8 protein-coding genes, 2 pseudogenes and 2 CRISPR repeat arrays (1 of these 12 only partly in view) are annotated in these 14768 nt (G+C 42.3%); of the genes and pseudogenes, 4 read left to right on the top strand and 6 right to left on the bottom strand.

Going from position 1 to position 14768, the window contains the following annotated elements:
- Positions 1–80: 80 nt before the first annotated feature.
- Positions 81–2135, top strand: a complete 2055-nt coding sequence (locus NC996_RS20675) for a hypothetical protein (protein ID WP_190684496.1) — start codon at positions 81–83, stop codon at positions 2133–2135.
- A gap of 420 nt (positions 2136–2555) precedes the next feature.
- Here NC996_RS20675 and NC996_RS20680 read toward each other — a convergent pair whose 3' ends face one another.
- The 5 genes and pseudogenes from NC996_RS20680 to cas1 form a co-directional block, all read right to left on the bottom strand.
- Entirely contained in the window at positions 2556–2714 is a 159-nt protein-coding gene (locus tag NC996_RS20680; protein WP_242037503.1) for a hypothetical protein, read from the bottom strand.
- Between the two features lie 905 nt (positions 2715–3619).
- On the bottom strand, positions 3620–3922 hold the full coding sequence (locus tag NC996_RS20685; RefSeq protein WP_199303007.1) for a hypothetical protein: 303 nt from the start codon (positions 3920–3922) through the stop codon (positions 3620–3622).
- Positions 3919–4512, bottom strand: a complete 594-nt coding sequence (locus NC996_RS20690; RefSeq protein WP_190684502.1) for a ParA family protein — start codon at positions 4510–4512, stop codon at positions 3919–3921. Before NC996_RS20690 ends, NC996_RS20685 begins: the two co-directional genes overlap by 4 nt.
- 466 nt (positions 4513–4978) lie before the next feature.
- Positions 4979–6692: a CRISPR direct-repeat array (repeat unit 36 nt; unit sequence GTTTCCATTCAATTAATTTCCCTAGCGAGTAGGGAC).
- Positions 6693–6878: 186 nt separating this feature from the next.
- A pseudogene (cas2, locus tag NC996_RS20695) lies at positions 6879–7157 on the bottom strand (CRISPR-associated endonuclease Cas2).
- Positions 7158–7166: 9 nt separating this feature from the next.
- Positions 7167–7622, bottom strand: a pseudogene (gene cas1 / locus NC996_RS20700) (CRISPR-associated endonuclease Cas1); the annotation flags it as partial.
- Here cas1 and NC996_RS20705 point away from each other — a divergent pair.
- From NC996_RS20705 to NC996_RS20715, 3 genes are all read left to right on the top strand, one after another.
- The gene (locus tag NC996_RS20705) at positions 7548–7946 is read left to right on the top strand and encodes a hypothetical protein (protein ID WP_347277784.1); all 399 of its coding nucleotides are present in this window, start codon (positions 7548–7550) and stop codon (positions 7944–7946) included. The pseudogene cas1 and the gene NC996_RS20705 overlap by 75 nt on opposite strands.
- 264 nt (positions 7947–8210) lie before the next feature.
- A complete protein-coding gene (locus NC996_RS20710; protein WP_339380258.1) occupies positions 8211–8576 on the top strand; it encodes an SH3 domain-containing protein in 366 nt (121 codons plus the stop codon).
- Positions 8577–8585: 9 nt separating this feature from the next.
- Positions 8586–8948 carry a hypothetical protein gene (locus NC996_RS20715; protein WP_190684508.1) on the top strand — a complete coding sequence of 121 codons (363 nt, stop codon included), beginning with the start codon at positions 8586–8588 and terminating at the stop codon, positions 8946–8948.
- Between the two features lie 211 nt (positions 8949–9159).
- Here NC996_RS20715 and NC996_RS20720 read toward each other — a convergent pair whose 3' ends face one another.
- Complete coding sequence (locus tag NC996_RS20720; protein ID WP_190684510.1) at positions 9160–10365, bottom strand: WYL domain-containing protein; 1206 nt, start codon at positions 10363–10365, stop codon at positions 9160–9162.
- Positions 10366–10921: 556 nt separating this feature from the next.
- Positions 10922–14768: direct repeats of the CRISPR family, unit length 37 nt; unit sequence CTTTCTCACTCGTTGAGAAAACGAATTGAATGGAAAC; it runs 655 nt beyond the window's last position.

Here is a 14768-nt window from a genome sequence, read left to right on the forward strand (position 1 = left end):
AGTAAATAACTTATATTTCTTTGGCCAAACTTTTGTTTGCTTATTCATATTTTTGTTTAAGTTGTTTTTGGAGATATCTAATGTCAAGCGATATGACCTTTATTCAAAACGGGCAATGGCTTCCAGAGTTATCACACTTTGTTCCAATTAATACCCCTCCTGATGTTGACAAAAATTTGGATCTCGCTCGAGATCAAGGCGAAAATATAGAGTTGTTCCTACACACTGCTTTAAATCCTCATGTGCCTGCCTTAGTTGTGCTAGGGGAATTTCTTCAGAGTAAAGAATTAACAATTTTGGCAGCAACTTTTAGGGCATTTGCTAGCATTGGAGAAAAACTGGAAGGGAAAAACTTACCTCCCGCCTATCAACATCATTTGGCGAATCTTCAGTGGACTTTAACGCAAAATCTGAATCTTACTTGTGATGATGATTCTAGTGTAGCTTTGTTCAAACGTTTGTGTTATGAAGCAGAATCTGGTACCTCTGATCTCACTCGTTGGGCTGCTGCTTATGCAATTGAGAAATTGAATTATCCGGCGAGCTTGCGGAGGCAATTACTAGATCGTCCTCCCGCAGAAATTACAGCAGATATTGAAAGAAAATATGTCTCTTGTTTTTCGGAACGAAATAATCCCTTAGAAAATCGTGATTACATCAAATTTTGGACTTATGGACCTACTGAAATTTTGTTCAGTAAGTGTAATCCTTTTTTTGGTGAGTGCAATGAGACTTACTATCTCGATGTTGTTCGAGAGGTTCTTTCTAAACTAGGAGTAAGAGGGATTCGCTTAGCACTTAAAAATGGCAATCGAGCCTCAGTTAAGGAAGCTATTCACCTTGTAAGCAAGATTTTTCATCAAGTTTCTCCTAGCGAGTCTGAAACACGCTATATCGATAGGAGTACTCGTCAAAGGTTAGCAGACTTTGTCTTACCCTTCCTAGACAAAAATGATATTGAGCTACAAAACTTAGTTGCAGATATTCTTAATGATAAAGCTCATCAATATCAAGCTAGTAATGTATTACTAGATCAAAATAATTGTGCCAAGGTTGCGGTTTTAGCTTTAGATTGGCAACGAGTCCGTTCTCTTGGTAAAACTACTTTACCATTTCTTTATGAAGCCATAAAAGGTCAATTAAAATTTGATGACAATGAAAGAAGGAATCTTGATTGTCAATTAGAGGTAGTTAGAAATATTGACAAAATTTTGACAAATATTAATTCAAAAATTATTAACTTGGTTCCCTATTTACAGCATGACGTAGATGAAATAAGAAGCGAAGTCGCCAATGTTTTAATGCCTCACATTAGTAGTAATTTGTTTGACCCATCATCTCTTAGAATAATCAAAGCTCTGCAATTTAACATTGATTTTAAGAGTGCTACTGAAATTGAAAGTCTTAATCAATCAGAAATAAAAACTATTCTTGAGCAAATAAAGGAATTTAATTTAGAAGTTACTTCTACTTTTGATAGTGCAATTTTCGCGTGTTCTGCTAACTCATTTAAAACAAAGAGTTTTTTGGAAAAACGTAAAAGTGAGTGGTTGTCTAATATTCAACATTATGCTGATAGTTTAGTAGCTAGAAATCAGAAAATTATTAATAATTTTGAAAACCAAGTATTATGTTCAAAGTTATTGAGAAAAAAGGCTGATTTGGAAGCGTCTATTAAATCTTTAGAAAAAGAAATACAAGAACAAAGTAATTTAGTTCAAAAATATCTTGGGCAAGGCTCAAGCATAGGTTTAGAAAATACATTTCAATTATTATTATGGGCTATTTTTGCAGCACCAATTCTACTTCTTCTTCTATTCGCATTTATAAGAGTTGTAGTATTTATCATTATTGCTGCTTTTTGTAATGAAGAGATTGTTTCAGCATGTGGAACTGAAGCTTGGAATCGCTACTCTTATATGGAAAATCTTTTATTTTGTATTCTATGGGCGATTCCAATTATTTTTTCCTTATTTCATCTGTATCTATCAGGTAAATCAGAGCATAATAAAACATTTAAAAAAGAAATTAATGCTAAAGTTAAAAAACTTCAAAATCAAAAAAAAGAACTTGAACAGGAATTATATAGAATAGTACAACAAATCTCAAATTGCAATATAAATACTAATCTTTAGTGACTTTGTAACTTTACTCTTATGGGTAAAGTTACGATGAATTCTTTTGCCGGATTGAACCTTATTTTTTAGATAGATATTTCGCTGGCTCTAAGGACTTTCAAATTAATGAACCACGGTAACGGGATTGAAACAGGTTGTACTGTACCCCAATTTACGGTTTACGAGACAGAATTCTCAACCGGACACAGTTCAGCTCAAATCCAGTCCCAACACGTCCCATCACTCATTTTTTAATCTATGTCTCATTTCATGCATGACGCTTTGAAAAGAGCTAGGTACGAAAAGATTTTTGGGAATACTGTTTCGGAAGTCAAAGAATCAAGACCGGAACTTGACAAGTGTTTTGAACATCTCTGTAACAGGGATAGTCCCGTTGTGTGGCAACTTGACCGGCAGGGTAGAAGCCTTAAGTATTTGCTAACGTTGATCGAAGACTTCAATACCTCTGACATCGGATTTGTCAGCCTGACTAAAAGCATCGATACCGCAACGGGTGGCGGCAAGTTGGTCTTCAGCATCAACGAGTGCGATCGCTTTCATTTGAGCAGCAGGCAAATTATTTGGGAAAGAACTCATACCGGATTCGCCGCCAAGAGAGCTAGAGGTCGCAATAGAAGAAGAGGTTTGGCGCGATCACATGCGCCAAGTGGTTTGACAACTCTGGAATTTCCTAGGGAATCTCAATCTGGTGCGCCAGATTGAGAAAGTATCGAGGGTTGAGGTAGAGAAGTAATGATGAGTATCGGGTTTCATCCTTCGACCTGAGTGACAAGAACGAGCGATCACGCTGAGGGGTCTAGTTTGAAGACGCACAGTTATTACGGAGAAAGTGCAAGGACGAGATCGCTGTTTTAACCTACAGCAATTGGGCGCGTCTAGTTATCGGTTGATACGAGAGCATCGTCACCAGAATCAAGAATGCGATCACTTGCGAACTGCACCTAGATATTTTTTCACATCGAAAGTACAAAAGTAGAGAAACAAAGCGATCGCATCTACTCCGAAGTATCCCTCTGCAACAAATCTTTTCCGCGATCGCCCAGCCGCTGTAGCTGAGATGCAATCTTCTCCATTGCCAGTGGCGAAAGTTGAGCGTGGCCGTTCTCCTAGCGGTTCACGGTGGAATAAGTAACACCTAGCGATGCCGCAAACTGTTCTTGTGTCATCCCGGTTAAAAGCCAGAGTTCACGGATCAGTTTGCCGATCTCCGGTTGGCTCATTATTAAAGGTTTTTTAATGACCATCCAATACGGAAACCCCAAAACGTGCCACGCCCGTAATAGCACACACTATGTTGTGCGCTATATCCTAGCCGTCTTCTAATGGTCGTGAAATCAGGAATTTTACTGAGAACTCATTCTTAGGGCTAGATTGACTCAAGTTTTAGCCGCTACCTTGAGTTGTGACTTTAAAGTTTTTGCGTACTTAAATATTTAGGTTTTTAAGATTTTGATTGTTTAACAACTTAAATATTTAAGTTGTCACTCTAACCACTGAGTTAACAGATCCTCTACTAACTCGGAGAACTCACGATCATCTCCCCGTTGCAGCAGAGCAATTTTTACGTCTCGATGGGTGGTGCGGCGAATGTAAGCCGTTACCTGTTCGTAGTCAGGATTGCTGCGTTTGCCCTTGGGTCTGCCGCGCCTAATTTCAGGCTGGGGTTGTTGAGATTGCATCTTTGTCTCGGTTGCTGGAACAAGTTCAGGGTCCTTTTTTTTTGTTTCTTCGGGTTCCGGCTCCCGATTTTTCGCAGCATCTAGTATTCCTTTAAAACGACTCACGGCAAAATCTCCTTTCCCACTACTTGATAGTCGCCCCAACCCTGCTTGGCTCGATTGTCAGCCACCCCATAAACAGGAACTCCTGCCAGTGATGCTTTCTGAAATGCAGAAAGGCGACGGATGCCAGTCTTAAATAGAGGCAGTCCTGCTTCGGCCAAGGTTCCTCTGGCATCCTCGCCGTCTTTAGAAGGTTTAGGAGGAATAATGGTCAGCAAGATTTTGTAGCGGTCAGCACCGATGCTTTTCAATTCATCAATGGTCAACATCAGCGCATCCAAGGCTAAAGCATCTGGCGTAGTGGGCAATACCAGCAGATCGCATCCATCCGCCAGTGCTTCCAAATCTTCTCGATCGGGTCTGGCTTGGGTATCAATCACAATATGCTCAAAGTTTTTAGCGTGCTTAGCAGCTTGTCTTTCATCAATCACTTTAAAAGGCAAATTTCCCCGCTTAGCCCATCCGCTAGCAGAACGATTAGGGTCTCCATCAATTAGTACGGTCTCTCCCTTTTGCTGGAAGTAAGCTGCCAAGTGTACGGCTGAGGTGGTTTTGGCAACGCCGCCTTTGAACGAGGCTACAGTGATAATCATGGATACTTACGTTGCTGAATATTTAAAATTTTATCTTTTTGCGTACCCAAAAAGGTAAAATGAGGAACTAAAAAAAATTGGTGTAGGGAGCTAAAGCCAAACATCCCAGCTTTTGAGATGAAGCCAAAGTGTACAGTGACTTTATTATTTGACATGGAGACATATCAGTGTCATTAAAGAGGCAAAGCTAAATCTGGCTTGCTTTATCGGCTCAATCTAGCTAGCAATACTGATAGCCAAATGCTAAATTACTGAACAAACTCTCTCTGTATCCTGCAATAGGGAGTTTTGCTCAGCGACACGAAATTGTCTTAGCGTCATTTAATTTGGCACTGCACAGGACTAGATAGCGATCGCTGTCTCGACTTCCGGCCCTCCTAACGGGTGAAGCTAGAGTTCGGCGCTTTGAATTCTAGAGAGCGATCGCTGTCCTGACTTTCGACCCTCTGTTGAACCTCTTGAACTGTGGGCAATAAAATTAATTTTCCTAGAGAGTAGGGACGCAAAAGACAGAATTGATGAGTTGGTAGATCGGGCATTTCTATTCAATTAATTTCCCTAGCGAGTAGGGACACTGCACCGCGGGCGCTCCAGCCGTGGCGAGCCGGACTGAGGGGTTTCCATTCAATTAATTTCCCTAGCGAGTAGAGACGGCATTCCTTACCTTTCCGTATCCGGCTACATGATTTAAGTTTCCATTCAACTAATTTCCCTAGCGAGTAGGGACTGTGAATGGTGGAGGTGTGAATATAGCAATCAAAACGTTTCCATTCAATTAATTTCCCTAGCGAGTAGGGACTTGATGACAGCGGCGATCGCATGAGTCCGCAGGAATTGTTTCCATTCAATTAATTTCCCTAGCGAGTAGGGACGAGTCGATATAAATTATCGCCAAGGTTTAACAAAGAGTTTCCATTCAATTAATTTCCCTAGCGAGTAGGGACCAGCTCAAAGCAATTCCCAGCGGTCGCTGGCTGTGGATGTTTCCATTCAATTAATTTCCCTAGCGAGTAGGGACATAACAGCATCTACACCTTCAAGGTTGCCAAGGGTGAAGGGGTGTTTCCATTCAATTAATTTCCCTAGCAAGTAGGGACTAATCCGCAACAACTCCCAGCCGTTCCCGGATGGACTATTCCAGTTTCCATTCAATTAATTTCCCTAGCGAGTAGGGACTCTCTTTCGACAAGATGCGTCAAGACATGATGCAATCTGCGTTTCCATTCAATTAATTTCCCTAGCGAGTAGGGACATCCTAAGTTTAATTAGACAATAACTTCTGTTGATTGTTTCCATTTTATTAATTTACCTAGCGAGTAGGGACTCCGAGCGAATTAATGCACCGCGTAAGTTGGGATTAGTTTCCATTCAATTAATTTCCCTAACGAGTAGAGACTAAAATGCCGCGCAAGTGCGGGCCAATGGTGATCTGGTTTCCATTCAATTAATTTCCCTAGCGAGTAGGAACCAAGCCAAAGATGGTAGACCACCGTGACGGCAACGGACTAAACAAGTTTCCATTCAATTAGTTTCCCTAGCGAGTAGGAGCCTCCATAGATTGCCAGTTAAAGAGGATATTTTAAGGATGTTTCCATTCAATTAGTTTTCCTAGTAAGTAGGAACTACAAGAAGCTTTACTTAGAAAAATGCCTCGAAGCTGTTCCTTTTCCATTCAATTAATTTCCCTAGCGAGTAGGGACTCCATCGTCCTGCAAGAACTTAAAGAAAGGTATGGAATCAAAGATGTTTCCATTCAATTAATTTCCCTAGCGAGTAGGGACGTTGTTACATCATTCCTAGTTACATCACAAAACAGATCGCGTTTCCATTCAATTAATTTCCCTAGCGAGTAGGGACTTTCCGGTACGCATCCGGTTACTCTCTACCTTCGCTTCGCCCCCCAGCATTCGAGTTTCCATTCAATTAATTTCCCTAGCGAGTAGGGACTTCGCGTCCCGACAAAGCTTAGGCTTGGTAATAAAAGAAGACCGTTTCCATTCAATTAATTTCCCTAGCGAGTAGGAACCTGTTCTAATGTAACTGTAGAAAGTTGGTTTGACTTTTTCTAGTTTCCATTCAATTAATTTCCCTAGCGAGTAGGGACTTTTTGGTATTGGTCTTCATGTCAATGTAGGATCTGATCCGTTTCCATTCAATTAATTTCCCTGGCAAATAGGGACTCCCCCCTATTGAAACTCTTACGCCGCCTATTGTCCAGCGAGCGCTAGCGAGAGATCCTGTTTGAGGCGCAAAAACTTTTAATTCCTCATAGCTTCACAACGCTGGAAGTCTTATTACATCAGGGAGCGAGGGATATAACGCTAGAGCAGGGAATCCAGCCATTCGTAAAATCCCTCGCACAACAGCTAAATAATTACTGAACCTGGTACTTGTGTTACCGGAAGACCACCCCAAACGTCTACTTGACTCAGGGTGTGTCGAGAAAGAGGATAAAAACGCACACTATCTTCCTCTACATTGATTTTCTTTTGAAGTCTCTGGCGTAATTCCTCGTACTTTGATGGAGCTAAGACACACTCAAAGACACTGTATTGAACTCGTCGTCCCTACCCCTCTAATAGGTTTGATATTTTTCTGCGACGTTTATCACAAGGGATGTCATAAGTCACCACATAAAATAACATAAAGATCGCCTAGCGAATTAAGTAAGGCTGATAGAGAGTACTGGAAGCATAAACGCATCGCTTATAAGCCTTCACCTGCTGCATCAGAGAATCCCAACGCGGCTGCGGATCTCCATCCTCCGCTTGAATTGATTCCTCCATCCGTTGCAGAAACGTTCGTAGATACTTCCTGCGCCCGGAGTCATTAAGATAGCAGCTCCCGTCGTGATACTCAAAGTCTTAGCTTGCAATCATCACACCCCGATTGACTAAGTAAAGAGTTATAGAATCGACAATCGCAGCACGAAACTCTTCAATTAGGTCAGAGGCTAAGGCAGCATGACGCTCTGTTCCCTGGTGAAGACAGGCATGATAAGGATCAAGCCCTTGAAGTTCAATCAGACTCAGTAAATGATTCCACAGTACTTGATACCCAAAGCTAAGAATGGCATTGACTGGATTTCCGGGGGGACGACGCGATTGCGCTTGAGATGGCTGCTGAAATTCAAGGGAATTTGTAAAAGTTTGGGTCAGGATATTCATGTCGGTTTAGAGCAAGCGATCGCTAACTGGATCGAAAAACAGCAACAGCAGGAAGACTCGCCACTGTCTGAGACTTCGGTAGTAGTGACTGCATCGACTGCACCACCTTCTGTACCCACGATCGCATCTCTGATTGAGGAAACGCTGCGTAACCGCGACTGGGTGCTAAGGAAGCTGGTGGCTGATGCTGAAATTGCTGTGGAACGGATTAATGAGTTACTAAAAGGCGATCGCGCTTCGGATTCCGAACTCCAAAAACTCGCGTAACACCTAGTTAAATCGAATGGTGAAGGGTGGGAGGAGGAACTGGTGGATATTTGACAGGCTGAAGACTTAAAACGGAGACGACAGCAGAAGCGATCGCGCTAAGTGCTTAAAACCGCAGCGAAGGGTTAATGCTAGGGGCTTTTCCGATAAAATCAACCGCCTCAAGATTTTTTAACGCGATGGCTTTCTCGTGAGATTTAGCAGAGGTGTTTTGGGAACACTAACACTAGCAAGCACCCTTTGCAAAAGCAAGAGAGAGAATTTGTGAAATTTAAAAGATTGATACCTTGGTTAGCTATAAGCGCGACTGCATTTTCCATCCCAACCCCTGCTGTTTTAGCTCAGTATACTTTCGGTAACGAGCGTTCTCAATGTCGGGCAACCCTAACCGCTAACGAGCCAAACTCTCGAATTACGCTGCGTTCTGGAGCTGGGTCGAATTATAAGAGTTTGGGTTACGGCTTGGCAGGCGATCGCGTTCAGGTTCTGACTGTATCTCCTCCAGAAGTGGATTACGAACAAGATGGGCAGGGGAATGGTTGGTATAGAATCGGTTTCCCAAGAAGCGGAGCTAAGGGTTGGATTCGCGAGGATTTCCTGCGCGTGCAATGTACTCTTATCAATGATTAGTGAGGTTTGATGTCACGCACTTCAATAGTTCGCTTATTAATTTTGACAGGACTAGGAATTTCCGTTTTCAGCAACCAAGCCCGTGCTGATTTCTATGACACAACTGCTATCTGTACAGTACGGGGGCTGCCACGGGGACAGCTAGCCTTGCGTCCCCAACCCAATGGTAGACCCTTTGCGGGGTTGAACAATGGCAATATTGTCCAAGCGTTGAGTGGTACGGTTGACGAGAATGGAGGAGTTTGGGATGAAGTTAAAGTCATTAAGGGTCCCAACTCCCGAGTTACAGGACGGGTCGGTTATGTCAACAGTAAATACTTGTCGTGTAAGTGGTACGACGAGCAGGGGAATTTAATCAGAGAAGACCGTTAGCGGGACTTAAACAAACTTCAAGGCTCTAAAAAAGCTGGGAAGCTTTTTGGACAAGGGAAAGAAGTTGATGACCTAAAAATGCCTGAAACCTTTGTAAATGCAATATTTATGCATATTCGGGCTGAAAGTCTTTCTCTATTTAGGTTTTAAGCCATTTTCGCCTTGGTTTTTGTCTAAGTTCCACTAATAACCAATGACATTTGACGAATAACTAACTGTATCGTGCAGCTAAAGATTGAGCGGCTTGACGATGCTCTTCAACTAAATCCTGCGGCGAGCGCACTTGGGCATTCCCCATGTGTCGATAAATCCAGCGTGTCAATTCATGGAAGGAACGACGGGGTAGTTTCACGATGTAATCGACGAACTCATATTCCCCAGAGTTATTCTTCTTTCCAAGGCGAATCTTTTGGCTGGGATGGCGGCATTCCCCTTCTAAAATAAACGTTGTCGCTGGGGGAAAAAATCTTACTTTCACTTCTTCTAATGGTAAATGTCCCAAGCGTTCTAATTGCTGCTCTTGGGGTTTTCCTAAAAAAATACCCCAGCCGATATTCATCAATTTTTGTGCGAGTTTGAGGCTAGAAAGCTGTGCTTTTTGTCCTCTTCCTTGCTTTTGAATAATTCGGCAATAGTCTTTAAAACGGTCTAATCGTTCGACTTCTAGATGTTGGATTTCAGAGTCTGTATATAAAGAAGGCGTTCGGGCTTCTTCGTAAAGAAGATACCAGGCAATATCATGATAAAACAATTGCAACGGATAAATTTGCAGGTAGCCAGTCTGCTGTTGATAGGGTTCCGATTGGCGGTAGATTTCAATGATTTGACCCTGCGCGATCGCGTTTTCCACTGTCTCCAAACAGTGGCATAGGGAATGGCGGTTTTTCCCTTTGGCTATCATCTCATCCGGGTCGGTATAGATGATGGGACGGTTTAGGTAAGCGCGAACTGGGTAAAAGAAATCCTCTTGTTCTTCTAGGTTTAGTCCCCGCAATCGTCGTTCCAAAGTTTGGTAAATCTGCCGTACTTGGGGGTCGCCTTGATAATGAGCAAGGGATGCAAGAGCATTGAAGGCAACTTTTAATTGGTCTTTGGTCATTGCCCCAGTGCCGAGGTAATAGCCCCAACGGTACATGCGGCGGTCTAAAATGCCGTAGTCGCGGAGTGTTTGCAAGTCTTTGCGAATGGTGGCTAGGGCGGGATACCCATCTGGAAAGTTGATTCCTATGGCTGTGGCGACTTGTCGCAGTTGGGTTTGCACCGCTTCTAAGGCTTCGTGGTGTTTGTCCTGAGAGGAGGATTCGTGTGAATCGGGGCTACCGATACCTGGATATTGTACTAAGGTGGCAATCAGCAGTAAGATGCGCTCAAAGGAAAGGCGATCGCCATAGGGGTGAGGTTGGGGTTTCTTGGGCATAGAAGTTTAAGTTAGCGCTACTTATCTTCCAGGGTCAAGGAAAATAAAGTATTGGCTTTGGAATCGGGGAGTTGTAATCAGCAAGCAGTGCCTATTGACCAGTGAAGCGATTTATTAGGGTATGAATGGTTCTACTGTTTTACTTATTTGATATTGGCTTTTGAAACAGTAGGCAGTAACTAATAAGTCGTGATGGTTCATAGAAGCCTGAATGGGGGAGCATCCCATTTTGTTAAAATCCGGTCGTGGAGGAGCATTTAGATATAAATTTTCTTCACCCTCTTTTGAAATTGCACATTTGGGATGCTTCCCCTGAATAAGATAATTGGATTCAGTAACGTTCCATACAAGACGTTTGTGACGGCTGAAAGTGGGGGCGATTTAACGGGAGTCCCGTCAAAAACGCTAGAACCTAGAGCGATAGAGAGTTTTGGTGGTGGCTGTTGATGCGTAATTGAGAATATGTACTAATAACGAAGGCTGCAATAGGGGTTAAAAAATCACCCGTCAAATTCTCTTGTAGAATAAAGAGCCAGAGGGCGTTTCAAAGCCCGGACTTTCTCACTCGTTGAGAAAACGAATTGAATGGAAACATGCCATCAGGGAATTGCTCGTGAGTTAGCACGTACTTTCTCACTCGTTGAGAAAACGAATTGAATGGAAACAACGATTCATCTTTTCCCGAACCATCGCAATCCTCACCTTTCTCACTCGTTGAGAAAACGAATTGAATGGAAACTAACCAATCCATCGCCAAGCATCATCAAAGTCAACAGCTTTCTCACTCGTTGAGAAAACGAATTGAATGGAAACCAAACTTCGTCCGTGCATTGCGCCCACACGGTGCTTTCTCACTCGTTGAGAAAACGAATTGAATGGAAACAGCTTAAAAACAAATCCGGATTGGCATTTTCTACTACTTTCTCACTCGTTGAGAAAACGAATTGAATGGAAACGAATTTATCCGCAGCGCTTACCAAAACAGCGGATCGCTTTCTCACTCGTTGAGAAAACGAATTGAATGGAAACATTTTGTCTCCAGTTCAACACCGAAATAAATTCCATCTTTCCTTTCTCACTCGTTGAGAAAACGAATTGAATGGAAACATTCTGCGTTCTGACTCTTGCAGTGGAATTCCTCGCCTTTCTCACTCGTTGAGAAAACGAATTGAATGGAAACTGGTCGCGGGCGCTCACCCAAGACGAGGTAGCCCGCCTTTCTCACTCGTTGAGAAAACGAATTGAATGGAAACAAAAGCCATCGGTAAACTGGGCTAAAAATTCATCACCTTTCTCACTCGTTGAGAAAACGAATTGAATGGAAACCGGCGATTGCAAGGAGAATACGATCTAATCAGGGCACCTTTCTCACTCGTTGAGAAAACGAATTGAATGGAAACATAGCGGTATAGGTTGTTTCTAGTGCCGTTCCCGCGCCTTTCTCACTCGTTGAGAAAACGAATTGAATGGAAACGATACTGAGGGGCGCTAACTTTTGCGATCTTTTCTTCTACTTTCTCACTCGTTGAGAAAACGAATTGAATGGAAACTCCCACTGCTTCTTCGCCAGCCACAAGTCACCTTCCTTTCTCACTCGTTGAGAAAACGAATTGAATGGAAACCACTGAATAGCAATAAAGTTCTCAGGAGCGGTGTTCTTTCTCACTCGTTGAGAAAACGAATTGAATGGAAACGAGCTGACCGGATAACGGGAAACTTTGACATAAACCCGACTTTCTCACTCGTTGAGAAAACGAATTGAATGGAAACACGCACCTAAATCAAGGCTGTCTGTCACTGGTTAAGCTTTCTCACTCGTTGAGAAAACGAATTGAATGGAAACAACTTTTCGATGTCGAAATACAAGCGCCCGTAGTTACCAACTTTCTCACTCGTTGAGAAAACGAATTGAATGGAAACTTTACTTGATTAAGGACACTTGGGTTGTTGAAGGGCTTTCTCACTCGTTGAGAAAACGAATTGAATGGAAACCTGCGATGGGACTTAAGGAGCCTGCTAACGCTCGTTTCTTTCTCACTCGTTGAGAAAACGAATTGAATGGAAACATTGCACTCGCTAAGGCGCGGGGAGTTCCGTCTGAGCTTTCTCACTCGTTGAGAAAACGAATTGAATGGAAACTTTAATTCCCCGAAAGCGTAACTCCCGCGATCGCTGCTTTCTCACTCGTTGAGAAAACGAATTGAATGGAAACAAAAGCAACTTAGTAAACTGGGGACGATTCTCGGCTTTCTCACTCGTTGAGAAAACGAATTGAATGGAAACCAAACTCCTCTATTCTTGCGATCAATTCAGCTTTTCTTTCTCACTCGTTGAGAAAACGAATTGAATGGAAACGATTCGGTTCCGTATATAAGAACCGTCCGTTTTGGCTTTCTCACTCGTTGAGAAAACGAATTGAATGGAAACTCAAACAAGGCGAAATCTTCCTTGCCAAATTCGATGCTTTCTCACTCGTTGAGAAAACGAATTGAATGGAAACGGGCATCTGTAGCAGATGCTGAGAGGGAGAACCTTTCTTTCTCACTCGTTGAGAAAACGAATTGAATGGAAACGAATCATCACCAGCCTTGGTCTGAAGCCAGATGGGCTTTCTCACTCGTTGAGAAAACGAATTGAATGGAAACACTTCTTAAATATTGTCCGTCGCCGTTTCAAATTCCTCTTTCTCACTCGTTGAGAAAACGAATTGAATGGAAACACTTCCGGTGGAGTTTATAGCATTACTGGCTCACAGCTTTCTCACTCGTTGAGAAAACGAATTGAATGGAAACTTTGCTCTTATCTCTGCCATCCAAGCGCACCTGATACTTTCTCACTCGTTGAGAAAACGAATTGAATGGAAACTACAAAAGCTGGAACCCCTGACAACTGACATTGCTGCTTTCTCACTCGTTGAGAAAACAAATTGAATGGAAACATAGTTACACCGAAGTTTTCAGTTGTGGGAATGATCTTTCTCACTCGTTGAGAAAACGAATTGAATGGAAACATTGTTCGTTTTATCCTGATATACCTGTACCTCGTAGAACTTTCTCACTCGTTGAGAAAACGAATTGAATGGAAACAGCTAATAAAAAGTGCCTCTGGTTTTCATGCCTTTCTCACTCGTTGAGAAAACGAATTGAATGGAAACTCTGGCTTCTCAATCTGGTTGGTCAGTTTAACAACGGAGCTTTTTCACTCGTTGAGAAAACGAATTGAATGGAAACATATAACAACCATGCACACTCTTTTATCTCTTGACTCTTTCTCACTCGTTGAGAAAACGAATTGAATGGAAACAAAAGAAGAATTTTTTCCCAGAGTTAATTGCGTTAACTTTCTCACTCGTTGAGAAAACGAATTGAATGGAAACTCTAATACCAGTTCGCCGCCAGAGACAATTTCTGTACTTTCTCACTTATTGAGAAAACGAATTGAATGGAAACACGCCGTCCACTTCAAAATGGATTGAACCGCTGTCCTTTCTCACTCGTTGAGAAAACAAATTGAATGGAAACAAGCTTTTAACTGTACAGACAGCAGACTTGTTTTCTCTTTCTCACTCGTTGAGAAAACGAATTGAATGGAAACCCCACTGTTCCCAGTAGGTAACTCGTTCGCCTTCTTGCTTTCTCACTCGTTGAGAAAACGAATTGAATGGAAACAGTATTCAGCGATGACCAGTTTGCGAACATCAGTTTGCTTTCTCAATCGTTGAGAAAACAAATTGAATGGAAACAATTTATTTACACTTCTGCACTTGACACCTTCGCGCTTCTTTCTCACTCGTTGAGAAAATGAATTGAATGGAAACGCTAAATTATCAGTTAGTAAGTCGAGCAAATTATGCTTTCTCACTCGTTAAGAAAACGAATTGAATGGAAACACTTCGTAACGTTTAGCCAGCGCCGTCTGGCTTAACTTTCTCACTCGTTGAGAAAATGAATTGAATGGAAACATGAGGTCGCACATATCAATGGAAAGAAGTCCAGACTTTCTCACTCGTTGAGAAAACGAATTGAATGGAAACGATTGAGCGTAGCGCTCGTACCCAGCCCAAGCGGGACTACTTTCTCATTCGTTGAAAAAACGAATTGAATGGAAACCTATCTGGCGAGGTAGAAGGGGTTGCCGACTCCGACTTTCTCACTCGTTGAGAAAACGAATTGAATGTAAACAATCCTTTGATGTTATGCATGATTTTTTGTGATGACTTTCTCACTCGTTGAGAAAACGAATTGAATGTAAACGTCCCGACCGTTACCCGTGCCCGGACGCCTTCAATCTTTCTCACTCGTTGAGAAAACGAATTGAATGTAAACTTTCATCTTGGACGACGATCTTGGCTTAGTGCAAGACTTTATGACTCATTGAGAAAACGAATTGAATGTAAACTACTC

Origin of the sequence: Trichocoleus sp. ST-U2, assembly GCF_039961875.1 — a bacterium.
In the GTDB taxonomy this organism is placed as follows: domain Bacteria; phylum Cyanobacteriota; class Cyanobacteriia; order Cyanobacteriales; family FACHB-T130; genus FACHB-T130.